The organism is Ochrobactrum vermis, from assembly GCF_002975205.1.
GTDB lineage: Bacteria > Pseudomonadota > Alphaproteobacteria > Rhizobiales > Rhizobiaceae > Brucella > Brucella vermis.
The window spans coordinates 1,677,501-1,698,243 of sequence record NZ_PCOC01000002.1 but is presented as its reverse complement, the minus strand read 5'-3'; the positions used below and the strand labels follow the sequence as shown (position 1 = coordinate 1,698,243).

Genomic DNA, 20,743 nt, shown 5'->3' with positions numbered 1-20,743 from the left:
CTATCTCCAGCGTTTGTCGTATGCGCCTGAAGTCGTCTGCTGGCCTTCGCTCAGCAGACGGAGGCGGGACAGCAAGGCAGCGCGGCTTTCGGGGCTTGCCGCGAGTGTCTGGCGAAGTGTGGAGACGACCTCGCCAACGTAAGCCTTGCCACGCTGGCGACCTTCAATCTTGAGCGCTGAGACGCCCGCTGCTCGTAACTCGTCTATATGGTTCATAACGTCCAGCGAAACCGGGTCTTCGAATGCATAACCCTGCTCATCTGCAATATTGAACCGGCCTTTACAAAGTGTCGGATAGCCGGTGGGTTCGCCCACGGGAAAACGATTGATCGTATAGTCACCGAGCTCGGAAACGAGTTCCTGTCCGTCCTGACGGTAGCGGACATGGCTCGCCGGCGAACAAACGCCATTCATGTTGGGTGATCTGCCCGTGGCATAAGAAGACAGGGAACATCGTCCTTCTGCCATCACACACAAGCCACCGAATACGAAGACTTCCATTTCGCAATCGATTTTGCGGCCAAGTTTCGCGATGTCTGCAATAGTCAGAACGCGTGGTAACACGACACGCTTTGCCTTGAATGCATCGACCAGAAACTGAACTGCATCGGAATTGGAAGCGGAAGCCTGTACGGATACATGAAGCCGCTGCGCTGGATGTTTCTCGGCCGTATAGGCCATCAAACCGAAATCGGCGAGGATGACCGCGTCTGCGCCAAGGGCAGAGGCATCGTCTACGGCCCGATACCAAATGTTTTCGTCGCCCGCGCGCATGAACGTGTTGATCGCGACAAAAACCTGTGTTTTGCGAGCGTGGGCAAACTGGATCGCATCGCGCAGTTCGTCACGACTGAAGTTAAGGCCGGGAAAGTTGCGTGCATTCGTTTCGTCGCGAAAGCCACAATAAACTGCATCGGCTCCCGCACCTACTGCTTCACGTAAGGCCGATGGCGTGCCTGCCGGACAAATCAGTTCCATCCGGTAGCTTCCTTGCCCAAGGCCTTGCTGCGTACATAATTTGCGATGCCACGCACGACCGGGGCAAGCGGCCCGGCACTTGTGCCGAGGTCGGCTGGAAGGTCAATGTTGCAGTCATCTAGCGCGTTGCGAAGCGCCAGCATGGCCTCCATGTCACCCGTCACGGTGATATCCCGGGAGAAGAACAGCGCATCCCCGTCAAGCTTACCTTCGAGAAGCGCGAGCAACATAACCAGCGGGCCTTCGATACCTGCGTCGGCTTCCGTGACTTCATCTTCGCGCACGATTGTGATGCGTGGTTTATCCGGCTCGATCACGAAGGCGAACGGTATATCGGAGGGGTGAAAACGGAAACGCTTTGTCGCATAGTCTCCGAGGCGTTCGAATAGACCCGGATGTGCGCGCATCACCTGAAAGAAAATACGCGAGACAAAAGGGGCGATCAGAAACGGCGGAACAAGCCGGGCTGGAACAGCCACAGCCGGAGGTATTTTCATCATCACTCCGCTCCGATGAGCTTTACAAGATGATTTTAGAATTATGCGATTCAATGAGCGGGCAGTTTGATTCAGATCAAAGACGGCGAAAGAATTCGATATTCAAAAGTCGGGGATGAAAACGCCCCCTTCTTCTCCACCACACTACGACTGCCTGCAGAGCTTTTTGTCGGAACTTGAACACCGTAACGATCTTGTCAGGATCAAGCGTCCGGTATCGCTGGTTCAGGAGATAACGGAGATCCACAAGCGCGTTCTCGAGGTGGATGGTCCGGCTTTGCTCTTCGAACAACCGGTCGACGCTGATGGGCGCCTGCATTCAATGCCTCTGGTGGCCAATCTTTTTGGATCCGAACGGCGGATTGCATTGGGACTTGGACGTTCTTCCGAGGAAGTTCCTGACCTCGCCGAGATGCTTGCAGAGCTGCGTGCGCCGAAGCCGCCACGCTCTGCAGGTGAAATATGGAGCAAGCTGCCTCTGGCAAAGGCTGCATTGAATATGCGTCTTCGTCACGTCCGGCGCGCACCTGTTCAGGCAACGATACTGGAAGGCGAGGATGTCAATCTCGATTTACTGCCGATCCAGTGGTGCTGGCCGGGAGAGCCTGCACCACTTGTTACATGGCCGCTGATCATCACGCGGGCACCGGATGATCCATCGGACATAAATGTCGGAATTTACCGGATGCAGAAGCTTGGCCCGGACAAGCTGATCATGCGTTGGCTCGCTCATCGTGGCGGTGCACGCCATCACCGTATGTGGCAAAGGCGAGGGGAGGATATGCCGGTTGCGGTGGCTATCGGAGCAGATCCTGCGACGATTCTTTCCGCCGTCATGCCCTTGCCCGAAGGAATGAGCGAGCTTGCTTTCTCGGGCCTGCTTGCCGGGCGCAGACTATCCGTCGTCGATGCGCGTACTGTGCCATTGGCGGTACCGGCCAACGCTGAAATTATTCTTGAAGGGCGAGTTTCCGCATCAGTTACCGCGCCGGAGGGCCCGTACGGCGATCACACCGGGTACTATAACAGCGTCGAGGGTTTCCCGGTCATTCAGGTGACCGCGATGACCATGCGGAAGAATCCGGTTTATCTCTCCACCTATACCGGCCGCCCACCGGACGAGCCGTCCAGACTCGGCGAAGTGATGAATGAGCTGTTCGTGCCGATAGTGCAAAAACAGTTCCCGGAAATTGCGGATTTGTGGCTCCCGCCGGCGGCGTGTTCTTATCGTGCAATGGTGGTTTCGATCGACAAGCGCTATCCCGGTCAGGCGCGGCGGGTCATGATGGGACTTTGGTCGATGCTGCCGCAGTTCAGTTATACGAAGCTTATAATCGCAGTCGATCCGGACATAAATGTCCGCAACTGGGATGATGTGATGTGGGCACTTTCCACCCGTTTCGATGCGAGCCGCGACCTCGTTACACTTGCTGATACGCCGGTGGATTATCTCGATTTTGCATCGCCGCGCTCGGGCTTGGGCGGAAAGCTGGGCCTTGATGCGACCAACAAGATCGGCGCAGAAACCGAACGGGAATGGGGCACGGTGCTTTGTATGAGCAACGATGTTATCGCGCGAGTGGATGCGATGTGGAACGAGCTTGGATTAGATAAGGGAAAAATGCAATGAAGCGGGTTGTTGTTGGCATTTCCGGCGCATCAGGCGCTCTTATCCCACTCAAATTGCTGGAGCAGCTTTCCTCTTTGAGCGACGTCGAAAGCCATCTTGTCGTATCGGACGCCGCGCAACAGACTTTGCGTCATGAGTTGGGCCCTGACGGTTATGCGCTTCTGCATAGGCTGGCGCACAGAAGTTATTCCGTCAGCGATATTGGTGCTCTGATCGCAAGCGGATCAGTCGCAACTGCCGGCATGATTGTTGCGCCATGTTCCATGCGCACGCTCGCGGCGATCGCAACGGGCCATAGCGATAGTTTGCTCACCCGCGCTGCCGATGTTCACTTGAAGGAACGGCGCAGACTGGTCCTGATCGCACGAGAAACGCCGCTGCATCTGGTTCATCTGCGCAATATGTGCACGGTGACAGAAATGGGCGCTATTGTGATGCCGCCGGTTCCGGCCTTCTATTTCAAACCGCAGTCAGTCGATGAAGTGGCCAATCAGATCGCGACCCGAGCCATCGATCTGATTGGTGTTGGCGAAAAGCAATCGGAAAGCTGGGCAGGAATACCCAGCAATCGATAGCAATGATTGCAGCTTTATGCGAAAGGTTCGGTTGGGCCTTTTGCCGGCTGGGTGAACCATTTCGGTCCGGTCGCCGTCATATGGATATGATCTTCCAGACGAATGCCGAACTGGTCCGGAACCACGATCATGGGCTCGTTGGAAAAGCACATGCCCTCAGCGAGTGGGAGCGAATTACCGCGGACGATGTAAGGGGCCTCGTGAATCTCCAGACCAAGGCCATGACCGGCGCGATGCGGAAGGCCCGGCAACGCATAATCGGGCCCCAGTCCATGCTTCACCAGCGTTGCGCGTGCAGCATCATCGAGTGTTGAGCAGGCCGCACCAAGCTTCGCAGCATCGAAAACGGCTTGTTGCGCTTCGCGCTCGATCGTCCATATGCGCGAAAACTCCGCACTAGGCTGATCCAGCATGTAGGTGCGTGTGAGATCCGAATGATAGCCATCGATGCGGCATCCGGTATCCACAAGGATAACGTCGCCCGGCTGATAGAATTGTTCTCCATCTGCGCCATGCGGCAACGAAGTCGCCGCCCCGAAAGAGACGATGCAGAATGTCGAACCGCCGGTAGCGCCGAGTGCGTGGTGCTGCTCATCAATAAAGCGCACCACTTCGCTTGCCGCAATGCCAGGCTTGATCAGCGCATGCGCCCGGCGATGAACCTCAAGCGTCAGATCCATCGCATACTGAATAATTGCGATTTCATTGGCTGATTTGCGAAGGCGCTGTTCCCGAATCAATTCTCCGCCGTCGAGCAGACGCTCGGGAGAAAATTCACGCTTCAGAGCGTTGTAGACGAACAGCGGGACGGCATCATCTACCGCAAGCGTGGTACCTTCCGGAATGAGTGATGCTATCAGTGCAGCACTGCTCTCTTCCTCCTGCCATACGCGGATTTCTCCCGGGAGGTGTGGCAGGCTCTCGACGCGGCTCTGTTCAAAGCCGGGTACGATATAAATAACTTCCGACGGTGTGACGAGGGCACCCAGAAAACGCTCGCTGATATGCCAGACAAGCCCGGTGTAATAACGCAAACTCGCAGTCGGTCCGAGCAGAAGACCGCCAATTCCGCGTTCGCTCAGCTTGCCTTGCAACAGTGCCAATCGCTCAAGGCGTTCTTTGTGTTCGATTCGCGGAGAAGATGACGGTGAAGCCATTATGCATACCTTTGTGATCTTGTTTCTGTGCAAAGCCTGTGCTTGAACAACGCTCGCTTCTTTGCAGATATATCACGGCTTTCGCGGTCTGAAAGTCAACTCTCGGGCCTTACATTTAAAAGCCTGTGCAGTAGACCGCGCTGACAGTTGCTTCAGGGCAATCGAGACAGCGTCACAGCCTCCGATTGTGAAAATGCAACGCTGCGGCGAATGCGAGAGAGAATCGAGCAATCACAAATTGATGATTTCATGGCTCGAAAGCCTGTGATACATTGCGTGCCTGAACCGGAAACATTAAGTGAGATCACACTGCGGTAATAAAGTTTGGGTAAACGGTCCGCAGTTTTGAAAGTTGGTTCATCGTTTGTGAGGTTTCATGCCTGAGTTATGGCAGTGGGTTTCCGCTTTCGTTTTTTCGATTGGTATCATCGTAGCGGCGCTCGTTTATCTCAACATGTCAAACCGTGAAACGCCGGGCGATGCGTTTAACCTGTTCACGAAGGTCGGTGCAGTCGCAGTGGCATTTGTTGCCGCTTTTGCAAGCCTCGTGGCCGCCGCTATCATTGACTGATCTCGCGGATCATATTTTCAACGAAGACACCGCAGCTTCGCTTTTATGTACATAATCATTAGCATCCTGTTGGCGTTGGAACAGCAGAATAAAAAGCAAATCCGTCAGAACCAGTTGCGCGTCACGCGCCGTGATTGATGATGAACGAACGCGTTCTTCGTCGGCGACTGTGTACAGGCGAATATCGGCGATTTTATTGAGCGGGTTCTCGTTGATGCCAGTAACAGCGATTACGGTCGCTCCCCACTTCTTGGCCTGTTCGGCAATGCGAAGGGTTTCGATGCTCGTTCCAGAGTAGGAAAGGGCAAACAGAACATCACCCTCGTGCAAGGTCGAGACATTGGCCATCTGGATATGACTATCGCTATCATGCATCACGTTGCGGCCAAGTTTCATCAGCTTGTAGGAGAAATCGCGTGCGACGAGCGATGATGCACCGACACCAGCCAAGTGGATACGCCGGGCGCTGATCAGGGCTTGCAATGCACCGTCGATGCCTTGTTCATCGTTGGCGGAAATCGTTTGTTGCATTGATTGCAGCTTGCTGCCGATCAGCTTCTGCAGCACCGTGATATAGCTGTCGCCGGTCTCGATTGTGCCGTGGACCATCCCCGCCGGAACCTGCCACTCTTTAGCCCGAGCTTCGCTGACGGCAAGCTTAAGTTCCTGATAGCCGTCAAAGCCGAATTTCTGACTAAATTTGACGACGCTCGACTGGCTGCGTCCAGTTGCTTCCGCCAGTGCAGAGGAGGAAAGCCGCAACACCTGTTCAGGATGGTCGATGATGAACTGGCCGATCTTTCGGTCTGCAACAGTCAGTTCATTCAGTTTGGCGTTGATTTTTTGCAGGATCGACATGTGCGATTATTCCCCATTCCGGCGTCGGAGGGTGCGATATTCGGTTGCCTTGGTTCATAAGACAACCCAAATTGATTTGGAATATAAAATTCCAATCTGTTAAATAGTGCGGAATGAACTAACTCTCTGCAAGAGAGAATGTGGTGGCGAGACATGGAACGATTGCGAATTGTCGGCGGACGAGCCCTGCAGGGGGCGGTCAATATCTCCGGTGCGAAGAATGCCGCGCTGCCTCAAATCGCAGCTTCCCTGCTAAGCCCATATTCTGTTGAACTCACAAACCTTCCCGCGGTCAGTGATGTCGAAAATATGCTCAATGTGGTGCAGTCGCATGGGGCACAGGTTTCCCGCGCGCCGCATTCAACGACAATAACTGCGACAGATCTTGTGGTAGGAGAGACGCCTTATGACACAGTAAGGCGGATGCGGGCGACGGTTCTGGTGCTGGCACCTTTGTTGGCGAGGCTTGGCAAAGTTCGTGTTTCCTTGCCGGGCGGGTGCGCCATCGGGGCGCGTCCTGTCGATATGCATCTGAAAGCGCTCGCAACACTTGGCGCAGATATTTCCATTGATCGCGGCTGGATTGTCGCTTCGAGCGATAATGGCCTGATCGGGAGTCGCATTGTTTTGCCTGCGCCTTCCGTCGGTGCGACGGCGACGGCGATGATGGCGGCAACCTCAGCTCGTGGCGAAACTGAAATACTGAACGCAGCTCGCGAACCCGAAATTGCTGATCTTGCTGCATGTCTGGGCACTATGGGTGCGCAGATTGAAGGAGCAGGTACGCATCGCATTTTGGTTCAAGGCGATACATCGTGGCGGCCCGCACGTCACCATGGCATACCGGATCGCATCGAGGCAGGCACTTATGCTGTAGCGGCGGCTATTACCGGCGGCACGCTTGAACTGACGCATGCCCGTCTTGAACACCTCGCTTCTGTTGTGCAGGTGCTTGAAACCATGGGAGTTAGTGCATGGCCAAGCGATCGCGGGTTGGTTATTTCACGCAACGGCTCCTTGCGCGGCGCCGATCTGACGACCGAACCCTATCCCGGTTTTCCGACCGATCTGCAGGCCCAGTTCATGGCACTGGCAGCTTGTTCCGAAGGAGCATCGCTCCTTCGTGAGACGGTGTTTGAAAGCCGGTTCATGCATGTGCCCGAACTGATGCGGCTTGGCGCGGACATCAAACTACAGGGAACAACCGCACTGGTGCGCGGCGGGCGTCCGCTTCATGGCGCGCAGGTGATGGCGACCGACTTGCGGGCGTCAGTTTCCCTTGTGCTGGCGGCCTTGGTTGCAGAGGGGGAAACTGTCGTCAATCGCATCTATCATCTGGATCGCGGATATGAGCAGCTTGACCGCAAACTGAAGCTTTGCGGTGCAGATATAGAACGGCTGTCAGAATGATGTCGGACGGGATAGGAAAAAATCGCTTCTATCTTGGTGTGGATGGCGGCGGCACGGGCTGCAGGGCCCGGCTGGAAGATGAGGCTGGCAATATTCTGGGGCAGGGATTGTCCGGCCCGGCAACAACGCGGCTTGGCATAGAGAAGGCTTGGGAATCTATCGCGCGGGCATTCAACGCAGCGATTAGCGAGGCCGGGCTGGATGCGGAGAGGCTGGCGAGAACGCATGTGGGTGTAGGGCTCGCGGGGATAGGCAGACAGGGCGCGCTTGAAGCGCTCCAGGCCATACCGCACCCTTTTTCGAGTATTCATTTCATGAGCGACGGCAAGGGCGCTTGTCTCGGTGCGCATTCCGGCAACGACGGGGCTATTGTGATTGCTGGAACCGGTTCAATCGGCCTCGGCTTCGTGAATGGTATTGATATTCGTGTCGGAGGTTACGGCTTTCCCATTTCAGACGAGGGCAGTGGTGCTTTTCTGGGGTTGTCAGCAATTCAGCAAGCACTTCAGGCCCATGACGGGCGGATCGAACGAACGCCACTGCTCAACGAAGTCATGCGGCGTTTTAATCAGAGCCCGATGGAAGCTGTGGTCTGGATGGACCGCGCTACGGCCACGGAATATGCGTCTTTGGCACCGATGGTTATGCGCCATGCGGACCAGGGTGATGCGGCGGCGCGCCGTATCGTCCAGGCCGCTGCGGGCCATATAGACACTATCGTGCGGGCGCTTTTCGAAAAAGGAGCGCCGTGCGTTACCATGCTTGGCGGGCTTGCTACTCCCCTGGAGCCATGGCTGGCACCGGATGTCCGCAGGCGGCTGAAGCCTGCCGATGGCGATGCCGTTTCAGGCGCGATTATTCTTGCTCGTACTATCGCCTTTGTTGCCGATAAGGAATAATTTATTCCAACTTATAATTGACTATCGGAATTTATAATCTTAACATTCATTAACCATAAGGCGGCCGCATCCTGAATGCCGCCGGATAAACAGGCAGAGGCATGACGGAACAGGCGTTGTTATCTGAGCTTGATCGGCTGGTTTCAGAAGAGCGAAATCCATCCACGATGGATATTGATCTCTTGTCGAGCTTAGCAATCGTGCGTCGTATCAACGACGAGGACCGTCTGGTTCCCGCTGCTGTTGAAAAGGTGCTGCCGCAGGTCGCGCAGGCCGTCGATAAAATTGTCGAAGCATTTCAGGCGGGCGGTCGGCTGATCTATATAGGGGCTGGGACAAGCGGACGTCTTGGCATTCTCGATGCATCGGAATGCCCGCCGACTTTCAGTGTGCCGGAAGGTATGGTGATAGGGCTTATCGCTGGTGGTGTAGATGCTTTGCAACATGCAATTGAAGGTGCGGAAGATGATCCGTCGTTAGGCGAGTCTGATCTGCGTGCTATCGGTTTGGCTCCGCACGATGTCGTTGTGGGAATCGCTGTCAGCGGACGCACGCCATATGTGATAGGCGGTTTGGCCTATGCGGCATCGATCGGCGCCACAACGGTGGCTTTGTCCTGCAATCCCAATTCAACCATCGCCACCATGGCCGAAATCGCCATATCGCCCGTTGTCGGGCCTGAAATACTGACTGGTTCGACGCGTCTTAAATCCGGTACGGCGCAGAAGCTCGTTCTCAATATGCTGACCACTGCGAGCATGATCCGAATCGGTAAGACATATGAGAATCTCATGGTGGACGTCAGCGCCACCAACAAGAAGCTTGTCGCGCGCGCGTCGCGGATTGTCATGCAGGCGACCGGTTGTGGGGCGAGCGAGGCGAAACGCGTTCTCGCCGTGACGGACAATGACGTTAAGCTCGCGATTCTCGTAGTCATCACGGGAATGCCAGTGGATGAAGCAAGAACGGCATTAAAGAATGCTGGGGGATTTCTTAGACAGGCAATAAATGCCAATAAAGTGTGAGCCGAAGCGGGGAAGCAGTCGGACATTAGCATTGCAGTAATTTGCGAGGGAAGAAAATGGGAGCGAGTTTCAAGAAGAGCCTTGTTGCGGGTGCCGCCGCAATAGCGATGAGCATTGGGAGTTTTGGTGGATTGGGTGTTTCGACGGCATTTGCCGCAACACTCCGGATGGCCTGGTCGCAGGATGCCACCGGCCTCGATCCACACAAACAACCCGCATTTTCATCGATTCGCCTGTTGGAACTTATCTATGAGCCGCTTGTTCGTCTTGGTTCGGACCTTCAAATCGCGCCAGCCATTGCACAAAGCTGGCAGTTTTCCGATGGCGGCAAGGTCCTCACATTCAAACTCGACAAGAATGCGAAATTCCAGAACGGACAGCCGGTAACGCCAGCCGATGTGAAAGCATCTTTCGAACGCATTCTGGATGAAAAGACAGGCGCAGTGGCACGTGCCAATTTCGGTTCTATAGCTGCTATTGAAACGCCAGACGCTGAAACGGTTGTCTTCAAGCTTTCTCAACCGGATGTTCCGTTATTGGCAGCCATTGCCAGCATCAATGCAGCGGTAGTTCCCGAAAGCGAGATCAAGGCTGGCAATGTCGGCACGAAGACCGTTGGATCAGGGCCATTCATTCTTGAGCGTTGGGAGCCGAATTCCAAGGAAGTGCTGAAAGCCAATCCCAACTGGGCGGGCGGCAAAGTCGCGGTCGATGGTATAGACATCAGTGTTCTGCCAGATGAAACAGCAATTCTTGCGGCACTTCGCGCCAAGCAGGTTGACTTTGCTCTCCTCAACGACCCGCTGGTCGCAACGATGGTGCCGCGTGAGAGCGCGCTGGAACTGGTGCGCACACCGGCGCTAGCCTATCACGTGCTGCAGCTAAATCCTTCGCGCAAACCAATGACAGAGCTGGCCGTGCGTCAGGCCATTTCCTGCGCCGTTGATCGCCAGGATGTGCTCGACACAGCATTGCTTGGTGAAGGCAAGGTGACGGGGCCCTTGACCATGCCCGCCTATGCAAGCGATCCGAACACGCTCTTCTGCTACAAGCGCGATATCGAAAAAGCGAAGAAGCTGATGGCGGATGCCGGTTATACGGGGGGCTTTTCGGCAACCATCATTGCTGCAAACGGAGAGCCGGCAACCGCTGCGGCTGAAGCTCAGGTCCTCCAGTCGCAGCTTGCTGAAATAGGCATCAAGCTCGATATTCGGATGATGGAACTCAACGTCTATGTCGATACATGGCTGAAGGGTGATTTCGACATGGCTGTGGCTTTGAACGGCGGTTCGGCTGATCCATATACGATGTATGGTCGTTACTGGACCAAGGCGGGCAATCTTCAAAAGGTCGCACAGTACATCGACGATACGCTCGATGATCTGATGCAAAAGGGACGAGCTGAGACCGATCCTGAAAAACGCAAGGTCATCTTTGCCGATTTCGAAAAGCACATTACGGAAGTTTCTCCGTGGGTTTGGCTTTATACGGCCAACAACTATGTCGCTCACCAGAAGAACGTTACCGGTTTTGAGCCTCGCGCCACCGGTTCGCTATTCGGCGTAACCAAGCTGCAGATTGGGCAGTGATGTCATGAAATCCGCCACGCTTTCATCAGGAAGGCGTGGCTTTCAGTTGCCTTCCTTAATGGCAGGCCGTGAGTAATCTGACATGAATTATCTGACACGTCGGCTGCTGACATTTCCCCTGGTCATGCTGGGGGTGTCGATCCTTGTCTTCGTTTCGATCCGCATGGTCCCGGGCGATTCCATCACGGCTATGCTCGGAACGGAGGCTGGATTGCTGACCCCCGAACAACGGCAATCACTGGCGCAATATTTCGGCATCGATCAAAGCTGGACTACACAGTACTGGCGCTGGCTCGGTGATGTGTTGCAGGGTAATCTGGGAGTGTCTGTCACATTCGGAAAGCCGGTTCTGACAATTATTCTGGAGCGCTTTCCGCTGACGCTACAACTGGCATTGATGTCGATGATCATTGCTTTGCTCGTTGGCCTTCCAGCTGGGGTTTATGCGGCCACGCGCAATGAGAAAATGTCCGATCTCGCGGTCCGTATTTTTGCGATGATTGGCCAGTCCACTCCAAGCTTCGTTCTCGGTCTCCTGTTTATTTATATTCTTTCGGCAGGCTTCGGCGTATTGCCCGCCATGGGCGAGTTCACGCCGCTATGGGTAAATCCGTGGCAGAATTTTTTGCAGATGATCTTGCCCGCCGTAACGCTCGGCTTCGCATTTGCGGCGTCGGTCACACGCATATCACGTTCGGCAATGCTGGATGTTCTCAGCGATGATTATGTTCGCACAGCCCGCAGCAAAGGTGCTTCGGCCCGCGCTGTCATCTGGCGGCATGCGTTGCCCAATGCACTTATCCCGGTCGTGACGTTGAGCGGCGTGGAATTTGGTTATCTTCTGGGCGGGGCCGTGCTGGTTGAGCAGATTTATGCTTTGCCGGGGGTGGGACGTATGGTGCTTGATGCCATTTTGCAGCGCGACTATGCATTGGTGCAGGGCAGTATTCTCTTCATCGCCTTCAACTTCATGATCGTTAATCTGCTGGTTGACCTCCTCTACGTCACGCTCGATCCGCGCATTCGTCTGGGAGAGAACTGATGCAGATAGTGCGGTCCGTTCTTGCTCATCCGAGTGGCCGCATTGGCGGCCTCATTGTGCTGGTCTATCTGATTGTAGCTTGCCTTGGCTATTTTGGTTTCACGCCGCATGACCCGTTGATGCAGTACCGTATAGACAGGTTACGCCCTCCAAGTGCGGCCCACTGGATGGGAACGGATCTCTTCGGACGCGATGTAACGAGCCGCCTGATGGCTGGCATCGCACAATCCTTCGTCGTCGGCTTTTCTGCGGTCGGAATTGCTGCTTTTGCTGGCACTGTTCTTGGATTGACTGCGGCCTGGTTCGGGCGCTGGTGGGACGGCACCGTCATGCGTATGATGGACGTGCTTCTGGCATTCCCGGCAATTTTGCTTGCGCTTCTCATCATTGCAGTTGTCGGGCCGGGAACAGGAACGAGTATTGCTGCCATTGCCATCGTCTATACTCCAATTTTCACGCGGGTTGTGCGCGGTCCGGCATTGTCGATCAAAATGCGTGAATTTGTTGATGCTGCCCGTACGTTTCACAGCAGCAACCGTTATATCCTATCGCGCCATCTGCTGCTTAATCTGGTTGCGCCCCTAACCGTGCAGATCACCTTGGCGCTGGCCTGGTCGCTGCTGACAGAGGCGGGCTTGAGCTTCCTCGGACTTGGTACGCAGCCACCTGCTTCGTCGCTTGGTCTCATGCTGGCAGATGCGCGCAATCTCATGGAAACCGCCCCATGGCTGCTGGCATTTCCGGGACTGGCGATCATGATCGGTATTCTTGGCTTCAACCTTCTGGGTGACGCCCTGCGCGACATTCTCGATCCGAGAATGCGGAGGGTTGCCGCATGAGCAAGCTTCTGTCCGTCTCGAATCTTCGTGTCGGGTTCGGCCGCAATCCCGAAGCCAACGAGATTGTACGCGGTGTGAATTTCGACCTCGCTGCCGGAGAAACGCTGGCGATTGTGGGCGAAAGCGGTTCCGGTAAATCTGTAACGGCTTTGTCGATCAATCGTCTCGTGGATTTCGGTGGAGGTCGCATCATTGATGGAAGGATCAAGCTAACCCGTGCCGATGGTACCATCATTGATCTGGCTGCTGCGAACGAAGCCGAGCTGACGAAAATCCGCGGCGCAGAAATCGGCATGATCTTTCAAGAGCCGATGACGTCACTCAATCCTGTGCTCACGATCGGCACGCAGATTGAGGAATCGTTCCGTCTCCACCGCGGGCTTACCAGAAGACAGGCCGCTTCTGCAGCCAGGGACGCGCTTGATCGGGTGCGCATTCCAGACGCTGCACGGCGTCTTAAATACTGCCCGAACCAGCTTTCCGGCGGTATGTTGCAGCGGGTGATGATTGCAACGGCGCTCGCCTGTAATCCACGTCTCATGATTGCCGACGAACCGACCACCGCGCTCGATGTTACGGTACAGGCGCAGATCATGGCACTGCTCGCAGAGCTGAAGCGCGAAACCGGCATGGCGATGATTTTCATCACCCATGACATTGGTCTGGTCGCGGGCATGGCCGACAAGGTCATGGTGATGCAGCATGGCGAAGCGGTCGAACAAGGTGAGCTGAGTGCCGTACTCGACCGTCCGCAGCATCCTTACACGCAACACCTCCTCAAGGCTGTGCCGCATTTTGAAAGCGGCAATGCGGTACGAACCGATAATGCACGCACGGCAGAACCCGGTGCAAAGCCTATTCTAGCTGTGGAGGGACTGACGGTCCGGTTTCCAGTTAAGGGCGGTTTCCTTGGCCGCAAAATCGGTGCGGTTCATGCTGTCGAAAGTGTCGATTTCGACCTTGTGCCGGGTGAAACACTCGCCGTAGTGGGGGAGAGCGGTTCGGGTAAGTCGACGACTGCACGGGCCATTCTTGGGCTTGTCAAAGCTTCACGCGGCAAGCTTGAAGTCGGTGTAGAAGGCACCATGGATGCCCGAAACTCCTCTTCGGTGCAGATGGTTTTCCAGAATCCCTATGCATCACTCAATCCGCGCCTTCGTATCGACAGCATCCTTGCAGAGCCGGTTATCGCTGTTGGCGGGCGTGATGGGGTGGAAACGCGGCAGAAGATGCTGCATCTGCTCGACCGGGTTGGGCTGCCCGCAAACAGTCTGGAGCGATATCCGCATGAATTCTCGGGCGGGCAACGCCAGCGGCTCTGCATCGCCCGCGCTCTGATGCTTAATCCTTCGGTGCTGGTGCTGGACGAAGCCGTTTCCGCGCTGGATGTTTCAGTGCAGGCCAAAGTTCTGGAACTACTGATCGATCTCCAGAAGGAGCGCGGCCTTGCCTATCTGTTCGTATCGCACGATATGGCGGTGGTAGAGCGCATCGCGCATCGCATTGCAGTCGTCTATGCCGGGCAGATCGTGGAAATCGGCGATGCTGCATCAATTCTTTCTGCGCCGAAACATTCCTATACGAAGCGACTGATCTCTGCCGTTCCAAGCATTGATCGGCGCAATGAACATTTCACCCTCGACACACGGCAAGTACCGTCGCTCGTTCGCCCTCTCGGTTATGAACCGATGCCGGCTCATTGGCAGACTTACGGCCGTGATCACATGGCCCGGACTGAGGCATAATCATCATGGCAGAGTTAAGTGTCCGCCACCCTGTCGATACTGCCTTTACGGCTCGCTTTGAAAAAGCTTTCCGTCTGCTGACGGAAGCGTGTGATTCAGGGCGTATTCCGGGAGGGGTGTTTGGAATGGTCGATCTCTCCGGGAATCGGGCCGTCCGGGCGACCGGTTATGCACAGGTCATTCCGACCCGACGTGCAATGACAACGGATACATGGTTCGACCTCGCATCGCTGACAAAGGTGATTTTTACAACTCCCCGCATTTTGGCGCTGGCTGAGGAAGGAACCATCGATCTCGATGCCCCGTTGATCAGCTTGCTTCCAGATCTGAGGCAGTATGATAACGACGCCTGGGAGCGCGAAGTCACCTTTCGCGAATGCCTTGGTCACCAGACACCATTTCCGTCGGTCGAACCCATCTACACCTATGGGCGGGATCCGGAGCTGCTGCGCGCATTTATTCTGCAGCGCGAATGGCAAAAATCCACGCCGGTTTATTCGGACATCAATTTCATCCTGCTCGGCTTTGCGATGGAAAGGCTTTACGGCAAGACCATTCGCGAGATGGATCCTGGCAATGGGTTTGCTTTCTCGGCGGAGCCTGAAACAAGTGCGGCCACGGAAGATTGCACCTGGCGCAATCGCGTACTCTGCGGAGAAGTGCATGACGACAATTGTTCGGCATTGCAGGGTGCTGCTCATGCGGGTTTGTTTGGTACGGCTGCTTCCATACTCGATTTCGCAATTGGCTTGCTTGATGGTAGTGGCGCCTCTCAAAATGTCATCAGCTTGATGCGCCAGCCATTGTCCGCGACCCGAACGCATGGCTGGGAAAGACCCTATCAAGGCTGGTCAGGCGGCAACTTCAATTCGACGGACACGATCGGTCACACTGGTTTCACGGGAACTGGCTTGTGGATCGATTTTGAAGCGGGTAGGGCATGGACCTTGCTCACCAACCGCATCCATCCGACGCGCCATTCCGACAGCGGTATTCTTGCGCTGCGGCAGGGCGTCGGCGACGCAATTTCATTGGGATAGGAGACGTTATGCAGCCAATATGGGCGGTCGGCCTGATGACTGGCACCGTGCTTGATGGAAACATCGACGTTGCTCTTTTGAGAACCGATGGTGAAACTATTGCAGAATTCGGCGCCTATGCGTTGAAACCCTATCCGCGCTGGATTCGTGATCTTCTGGAGCAGGCGCAAGCCGAGGCCCGCATCTGGAATTTTGAGGGGCCAGAGCCTGCTGTATTTGCCGAGGCCGAGGAAGCGCTGACGCGCGCGCAGTCGGTGGCTGTGCGGGAACTGGTCGAGGAAAATGGTTTGTCGATGGCGGATATCGGTGTTGTCGGTTTTCATGGACAAACGGTGCTGCATCGCGCGCCGCATGCAGGCAAGCTAGGTGACACCCGGCAACTTGGTGATGGCGGCTTGATGAGCGAGCTGCTCGGAACCCGAGTAGCCTACGACTTCCGGACAGCGGACATACGTGCGGGCGGGCAGGGTGCTCCGCTCGCGGCAGTATATCATGCCGCGTTGTTGCGCAGTGCCGATGCGAGTGGCAATACAGCGATACTCAATCTCGGCGGTGTCGGCAACATTACATGGTGGGATGGCGGTGATGCGCTTGTGGCATTCGACACTGGCCCTGCCAATGCGCCGATCAATGACTTCATGAAGAAGCGGGGGTTGGGCGAAATGGATCGCGATGGGGCACTGGCTGCAAAGGGCAAAGTAGACGAGATGCGGCTGGCAGAACTGCTCAAACACCCCTATCTGACCGCTCCATATCCCAAGTCGCTGGATCGATTCGATTTTACCGAGGCGATGGCCGATGGACTTGGTGAGGAAGATGGTGCGGCGACCCTGACCGCGTTCACGACCTCTGCGGTGGGCAAGGCTCTGGATATTCTACCGCGTCGGCCGAAACGACTCGCAGTCAGTGGCGGTGGGCGTCGCAATCCGACCATGATGGGCATGCTGGTTGAGCGTGCGAAGGTGGAACTCGTCCCCGTCGAAAAGCTTGGCTGGCGCGGCGATGCTGTAGAGGCTGAATGCTTTGCTTTCCTTGCAGTGCGGGTTTTGCGCGGCTTGCCGATCAGCTTTCCGAGCACAACCGGAGTTCCGGAGCCAATGGCTGGAGGGCAATTGGCTGGTTGAATAGACGATAGTCGTCGAATTTCTTCAAAGAGCAGCGTGAATAACGCTGCTCTTTTTGCTTTTAGAGAGGTGAACCAGGCTTTAGCCTCAACACGATTATCTGCGATGAGATAATAAAAGGCGTTACTATCGTATGAAAACGATCTAACATTAGGGCAATTCACTAATTGCTATCATTCGTAGTTACGTTGCGTCACATGTGCTGCCGATATTTCATTTTTATTGCATATGAACATGAAAAAATACAAGACTCATGCGATCTTCACGTTGATTTAGTCAATTCTCTCTATTGGTCTAATTTATCATGGAGAAATGTAATGAAACTTATCCGACTCTTTTTATGTCTGCTGTTGCCTTTCGTGTGGATATCCGGGGCCGCTGCGGAGCCGTTGGCCAAGCCGACGGGCAAGCCGATCCTGGTCATATCCGGCAATATTGCGAATAAAAATGTTGGCGACACGGCGCAATTCGACCGGGACATGCTGGAGGCTATCGGGTTGGTGACCGTAGAAACGGCTAATCCATGGTATGATGGCCGCGTGCGTTTCGAGGGCGTATCGATGGACAAGCTTATGACGCTCGTCGGCGCCAAGGGAACGAAAGTGACAGCGGTAGCGTTGAATGACTATGTCAGCTCGCTGCCGATGGAGGACTTCAAGAAGTTCAATGTTATTCTTGCCATGAAGCGAGATGGCAATTACATGCCGGTTCGCGACAAAGGACCATTGTTTATAATCTACCCGTATGACAGCGACCCACAGCTCCAAAGCCAGACCTATTACACACGTTCCGCGTGGCAGGTTGCCAAGCTGATAGTTGAATAGAGGCAAAGTGTGAGACGAATTCTAGGCGTTATTATCTGTTGTTTCGTGGTGGCAACGGCGTACATTGCGTATGTCATTGCCGAACGACAGACAGCGCTTCAGAAGTTCTCGCGTTATAACGACTCCTGGGCTGTTGGTCAGACGGTGTCTGAGTATATGCGGCTCGAACATGTTCTGGCTGGTTATGCTCTGAATTTGAACGAGGACGTGCATGACGAAGTACGGCTTCGTCTCGATATCATGCTCGGCCGACTGGAGTTGCTGCAGCAAGGTAATCTGCGTTCCTTCATTCAAAACGATCCACAGCGACGGGCTCTTTTTTTGAAGCTGAGCGACGTCCTGCAAACGCTCGACGTCCAATTGGACAAGCTTGATGCCGAGGGGATCAAAACCTTTCTGCAATCAATGAGCGCACTTGACGGCCCCATGACAGCGCTGGCGTCATCTGCAGTTGAATATGATGTCGGACTTATCGATGTCGCGCAGGCAGAAGTTCGTCAGTTACATCTCATCTATACCGGGTTGGCGGCAGGTCTTATTCTTTGCGGCGTGGTGCTCGTTATTCTCCTGCTTCGTCACAATAAGCTTCTTGATCGGGCCCACGGCAGCATGCAGCGCCTGACGAGCGACCTCCGGCAGGCGACGGGTGAACTGCAGTCGCAGAATTTTCGGCTTGAGCACGATGCGCATCACGATGCTCTGACCGGATTGCCCAATCGTGTCCTGTTCCGGCAGGATCTGGAGAAAAGGCTACAGGCTGCGCAGGCCGGAAGCCAGTCAGCCATCATTCTTCTTCTTGATCTCGACGGTTTCAAGGACGTCAACGATACACTTGGGCATGATGTCGGTGATGCGCTGTTGCAGGCAGTTGCGCGGCGTCTTACCAAGCTCGGCGAACGTGGTGACATGGTGTGTCGGCTAGGTGGAGACGAGTTTGCCCTGCTTTCAACCGGGCTGCGGGAAGAAGAAGCTCTGGAGCTTTCGGATCGTCTTATGGAGGCGATCAGTCAGCCTTACCATGTCGGAGAACTGGAAATAAAAATCGGAACCTGCGTCGGGGTTGCAATCTCACAGGGCGAACCGGATACGGAAGAACTTTTCAAACACGCCGATCTAGCGCTCTATGAGGCGAAGGCACTCGGTCCCGGCCATGCAAGTGTGTTCAAATCACAGATGCAGACGCGCTTGCGGGAAAAAAAGTCATTCGAAGCCGATCTTCAGAAAGCACTGGAGAATGGCGAAATGGAAGTCTACTACCAGCCGCAGGCTTGCACCATAACGCGAGAAATCTGCGGTTATGAAGCGCTGCTCCGTTGGACCCATCCTATCCGCGGTTCTGTATCACCCGTCGAATTCATTCCGGTTGCCGAGAAAATTGGTTTCATTCACTCTCTTGGAGACTGGGTGCTCGCTACAGCCTGTCTGGAAGCCGCTCAATGGAATAAGCCACTCAAGATTGCGGTCAATCTCTCTCCTGTTCAGTTCCGTAGCCTGAGCCTTATTGAGAGCGTAGTTGACGCACTTGAGCAAAGCGGACTCCATGCGGAGCGGCTGGAGCTCGAGATTACAGAATCGGTTTTGCTGGACAAAAACGAACAGACCTTGAGCACACTTCGGCAGTTGAAAGCACTGGGTATCCAGATCGCGATGGACGATTTCGGAACGGGCTATTCCTCGCTCGGTAGTCTTAGTGGATTTCCATTCGACAAGATCAAGATTGATCGGTCGTTCGTGCGCGAGGTGACAACACGGCCGGATGCCCTTGCGATTGTCGAACTGGTAACGGGGGTAGGGCGCAGCCTCAGAATGGTAACAATTGCAGAAGGCATTGAGACCGAGGAGCAGTTCGAGTGTCTGAAACGGCTGGGATGCGATCAGGTTCAAGGCTACCTCATAGGTAAGCCGATGCCCGCTTCAAAACTCAAACATCTTCACGGTCGCAGTGGACAGGATGCGAAGGCAGTAGGTCAGGCTTCAAATCGCTGAGCATGTTGCGGCCAGATAGCTGGCTTAAGCAACGCAAATCAGTTTATGTTCATGCGCTAATCGCACTGCAAAGTTACGTTGCGATGCAGTGCATTCAATAAGTCAGAGCGTCCTCTGTTCGTTCGTTCGAACGCGATGCTCTGATACTGGGGATTTGGGGCGTAGGAATTGCTGAAAGTACACGGGATTAACGTACCGATCACATCCGACGAAGTTTCGCCTGTTATATGGCAGGCTTTGACGAGCGGGAGCTATGAAGCCAAGGAAGCGCGGTCCATTTTCAAGGCGGTGAAGCCGGGTGATCGCGTGCTGGAACTGGGCTCGGGTATCGGGATTATCACATCCATTATCGCCGGGATTTCTGACACGTCGGTTTGGGCCTTCGAGGCGAACCCATCTACCGCGGCGCTCGCTCGCCGTGTTATCGATGCCAATGGCCTCGATAATGTTGTGCTTTCGCAAGGCATCCTGACTGCGGGTGAACCTTGCTCTTTTCGCTTCTATGTGCGGCGCGATCTCTGGATGTCATCCATGGATGAGAAGCAGGGGCCGTATGAGCATGCTATAGAGCTATCCTCGACCAATATTGACGAATTTATCGTTCGCAACGGTATCAATGTTCTCGTCATGGATATTGAAGGCGCTGAGCGCGATCTGCTCCAGAGTGCCGATTTGACAGGTGTCGAACGCATCTTCCTTGAATTACACGATCACCTTTATGGTCTGGCTGGAATTCGCGACATGACACACGCGCTCGCAGTCAAAGGATATGCATATGATCCGCGAGGTTCTCACGGACCATGCGTATTGTTTGCCAAGGACGATGGCATACGCGAATACGAACCTGAATGAACTAATCGAATGTTTTTATAAAGGGCTGCATTTGAGCGGCCCTTTTGTTTGTTGTCCTGTTGAAAGAATTTTTGGAAAAAGTTTGGATTGGTCGTTGACAGT

19 protein-coding genes are annotated in these 20,743 nt (G+C 54.8%); 15 read left to right on the top strand and 4 right to left on the bottom strand.

Translation table 11 applies throughout. The features are described from left to right. Both ubiU and ubiT read right to left on the bottom strand, forming a co-directional pair. The gene (gene ubiU, locus CQZ93_RS22180) at positions 1-978 is read right to left on the bottom strand and encodes a ubiquinone anaerobic biosynthesis protein UbiU (protein WP_105544691.1); all 978 of its coding nucleotides are present in this window, start codon (positions 976-978) and stop codon (positions 1-3) included. Further along, positions 969-1,478 carry a ubiquinone anaerobic biosynthesis accessory factor UbiT gene (gene ubiT / locus CQZ93_RS22175; protein WP_105544690.1) on the bottom strand — a complete coding sequence of 170 codons (510 nt, stop codon included), beginning with the start codon at positions 1,476-1,478 and terminating at the stop codon, positions 969-971. The genes ubiU and ubiT overlap by 10 nt, the downstream gene beginning before the upstream one ends. 112 nt (positions 1,479-1,590) lie before the next feature. On the opposite strand from ubiT, the gene CQZ93_RS22170 reads away from it, so the two are divergent. Together CQZ93_RS22170 and CQZ93_RS22165 are read left to right on the top strand one after the other, a co-directional pair. After that, positions 1,591-3,105 carry a UbiD family decarboxylase gene (locus CQZ93_RS22170; protein ID WP_105544689.1) on the top strand — a complete coding sequence of 505 codons (1,515 nt, stop codon included), beginning with the start codon at positions 1,591-1,593 and terminating at the stop codon, positions 3,103-3,105. After that, complete coding sequence (locus CQZ93_RS22165) at positions 3,102-3,680, top strand: UbiX family flavin prenyltransferase (RefSeq protein ID WP_105544688.1); 579 nt, start codon at positions 3,102-3,104, stop codon at positions 3,678-3,680. The genes CQZ93_RS22170 and CQZ93_RS22165 overlap by 4 nt, the downstream gene beginning before the upstream one ends. A 14-nt stretch (positions 3,681-3,694) precedes the next feature. Here the strand turns inward: CQZ93_RS22165 and CQZ93_RS22160 are convergent, their stop codons facing one another. Next, complete coding sequence (locus CQZ93_RS22160; protein WP_105544687.1) at positions 3,695-4,837, bottom strand: M24 family metallopeptidase; 1,143 nt, start codon at positions 4,835-4,837, stop codon at positions 3,695-3,697. A gap of 376 nt (positions 4,838-5,213) precedes the next feature. Here CQZ93_RS22160 and CQZ93_RS22155 point away from each other — a divergent pair, with 376 nt between their 5' ends. Beyond that, positions 5,214-5,408 carry a hypothetical protein gene (locus CQZ93_RS22155; protein WP_105544686.1) on the top strand — a complete coding sequence of 65 codons (195 nt, stop codon included), beginning with the start codon at positions 5,214-5,216 and terminating at the stop codon, positions 5,406-5,408. Between the two features lie 9 nt (positions 5,409-5,417). On the opposite strand, the gene CQZ93_RS22150 is transcribed toward CQZ93_RS22155, so the two are convergent. Beyond that, complete coding sequence (locus CQZ93_RS22150; protein ID WP_105544685.1) at positions 5,418-6,266, bottom strand: MurR/RpiR family transcriptional regulator; 849 nt, start codon at positions 6,264-6,266, stop codon at positions 5,418-5,420. A gap of 153 nt (positions 6,267-6,419) precedes the next feature. Between CQZ93_RS22150 and murA the strand changes: the two genes are divergently transcribed. The 12 genes from murA (at position 6,420) to CQZ93_RS22090 (ending at position 20,641) form a co-directional block, all read left to right on the top strand. After that, the gene (murA, locus tag CQZ93_RS22145) at positions 6,420-7,676 is read left to right on the top strand and encodes a UDP-N-acetylglucosamine 1-carboxyvinyltransferase (protein WP_105544684.1); all 1,257 of its coding nucleotides are present in this window, start codon (positions 6,420-6,422) and stop codon (positions 7,674-7,676) included. Beyond that, positions 7,673-8,575, top strand: a complete 903-nt coding sequence (locus CQZ93_RS22140; RefSeq protein WP_181153448.1) for a glucosamine kinase nucleotide-binding domain-containing protein — start codon at positions 7,673-7,675, stop codon at positions 8,573-8,575. Before murA ends, CQZ93_RS22140 begins: the two co-directional genes overlap by 4 nt. 101 nt (positions 8,576-8,676) lie before the next feature. After that, complete coding sequence (gene murQ / locus CQZ93_RS22135) at positions 8,677-9,600, top strand: N-acetylmuramic acid 6-phosphate etherase (RefSeq protein ID WP_105544683.1); 924 nt, start codon at positions 8,677-8,679, stop codon at positions 9,598-9,600. 56 nt (positions 9,601-9,656) lie between these two features. Continuing rightward, the gene (locus CQZ93_RS22130; RefSeq protein ID WP_105544682.1) at positions 9,657-11,189 is read left to right on the top strand and encodes an ABC transporter substrate-binding protein; all 1,533 of its coding nucleotides are present in this window, start codon (positions 9,657-9,659) and stop codon (positions 11,187-11,189) included. 82 nt (positions 11,190-11,271) lie between these two features. Beyond that, positions 11,272-12,231: an ABC transporter permease gene (locus tag CQZ93_RS22125; protein WP_105544681.1), complete on the top strand. Its 960-nt coding sequence runs from the start codon at positions 11,272-11,274 to the stop codon at positions 12,229-12,231. Then, on the top strand, positions 12,231-13,070 hold the full coding sequence (locus CQZ93_RS22120; protein ID WP_105544680.1) for an ABC transporter permease: 840 nt from the start codon (positions 12,231-12,233) through the stop codon (positions 13,068-13,070). The genes CQZ93_RS22125 and CQZ93_RS22120 overlap by 1 nt, the downstream gene beginning before the upstream one ends. Beyond that, entirely contained in the window at positions 13,067-14,815 is a 1,749-nt protein-coding gene (locus CQZ93_RS22115; protein WP_105544679.1) for an ABC transporter ATP-binding protein, read from the top strand. Before CQZ93_RS22120 ends, CQZ93_RS22115 begins: the two co-directional genes overlap by 4 nt. A 5-nt stretch (positions 14,816-14,820) precedes the next feature. After that, entirely contained in the window at positions 14,821-15,855 is a 1,035-nt protein-coding gene (locus CQZ93_RS22110) for a serine hydrolase domain-containing protein (protein ID WP_105544678.1), read from the top strand. Positions 15,856-15,863: 8 nt separating this feature from the next. Beyond that, positions 15,864-16,979, top strand: coding sequence for an anhydro-N-acetylmuramic acid kinase (locus CQZ93_RS22105; protein ID WP_105544677.1), 1,116 nt, complete (start codon positions 15,864-15,866; stop codon positions 16,977-16,979). A 317-nt stretch (positions 16,980-17,296) separates the two neighbouring features. After that, positions 17,297-17,803, top strand: coding sequence for a putative pterin-binding protein (locus CQZ93_RS22100; RefSeq protein WP_105544676.1), 507 nt, complete (start codon positions 17,297-17,299; stop codon positions 17,801-17,803). Positions 17,804-17,812: 9 nt separating this feature from the next. Beyond that, a complete protein-coding gene (locus CQZ93_RS22095; protein ID WP_105544675.1) occupies positions 17,813-19,789 on the top strand; it encodes a putative bifunctional diguanylate cyclase/phosphodiesterase in 1,977 nt (658 codons plus the stop codon). Positions 19,790-19,957: 168 nt separating this feature from the next. Continuing rightward, positions 19,958-20,641 (top strand): FkbM family methyltransferase, encoded by a 684-nt coding sequence (locus CQZ93_RS22090; RefSeq protein ID WP_105544674.1) that lies wholly within the window; start codon positions 19,958-19,960, stop codon positions 20,639-20,641. Positions 20,642-20,743 lie beyond the last annotated feature (102 nt).

Excerpts from the sequence above, each read along its gene's own strand:
- ubiU (WP_105544691.1), bottom strand. The coding sequence starts at position 978 with ATGGAACTGATTTGTCCGGCAGGCACGCCATCGGCCTTACGTGAAGCA.
- ubiT (WP_105544690.1), bottom strand. The coding sequence starts at position 1,478 with ATGATGAAAATACCTCCGGCTGTGGCTGTTCCAGCCCGGCTTGTTCCG.
- CQZ93_RS22170 (WP_105544689.1), top strand. The coding sequence starts at position 1,591 with ATGAAAACGCCCCCTTCTTCTCCACCACACTACGACTGCCTGCAGAGC.
- CQZ93_RS22165 (WP_105544688.1), top strand. The coding sequence starts at position 3,102 with ATGAAGCGGGTTGTTGTTGGCATTTCCGGCGCATCAGGCGCTCTTATC.
- CQZ93_RS22160 (WP_105544687.1), bottom strand. The coding sequence starts at position 4,837 with ATGGCTTCACCGTCATCTTCTCCGCGAATCGAACACAAAGAACGCCTT.
- CQZ93_RS22155 (WP_105544686.1), top strand. The coding sequence starts at position 5,214 with ATGCCTGAGTTATGGCAGTGGGTTTCCGCTTTCGTTTTTTCGATTGGT.
- CQZ93_RS22150 (WP_105544685.1), bottom strand. The coding sequence starts at position 6,266 with ATGTCGATCCTGCAAAAAATCAACGCCAAACTGAATGAACTGACTGTT.
- murA (WP_105544684.1), top strand. The coding sequence starts at position 6,420 with ATGGAACGATTGCGAATTGTCGGCGGACGAGCCCTGCAGGGGGCGGTC.
- CQZ93_RS22140 (WP_181153448.1), top strand. The coding sequence starts at position 7,673 with ATGATGTCGGACGGGATAGGAAAAAATCGCTTCTATCTTGGTGTGGAT.
- murQ (WP_105544683.1), top strand. The coding sequence starts at position 8,677 with ATGACGGAACAGGCGTTGTTATCTGAGCTTGATCGGCTGGTTTCAGAA.
- CQZ93_RS22130 (WP_105544682.1), top strand. The coding sequence starts at position 9,657 with ATGGGAGCGAGTTTCAAGAAGAGCCTTGTTGCGGGTGCCGCCGCAATA.
- CQZ93_RS22125 (WP_105544681.1), top strand. The coding sequence starts at position 11,272 with ATGAATTATCTGACACGTCGGCTGCTGACATTTCCCCTGGTCATGCTG.
- CQZ93_RS22120 (WP_105544680.1), top strand. The coding sequence starts at position 12,231 with ATGCAGATAGTGCGGTCCGTTCTTGCTCATCCGAGTGGCCGCATTGGC.
- CQZ93_RS22115 (WP_105544679.1), top strand. The coding sequence starts at position 13,067 with ATGAGCAAGCTTCTGTCCGTCTCGAATCTTCGTGTCGGGTTCGGCCGC.
- CQZ93_RS22110 (WP_105544678.1), top strand. The coding sequence starts at position 14,821 with ATGGCAGAGTTAAGTGTCCGCCACCCTGTCGATACTGCCTTTACGGCT.
- CQZ93_RS22105 (WP_105544677.1), top strand. The coding sequence starts at position 15,864 with ATGCAGCCAATATGGGCGGTCGGCCTGATGACTGGCACCGTGCTTGAT.
- CQZ93_RS22100 (WP_105544676.1), top strand. The coding sequence starts at position 17,297 with ATGAAACTTATCCGACTCTTTTTATGTCTGCTGTTGCCTTTCGTGTGG.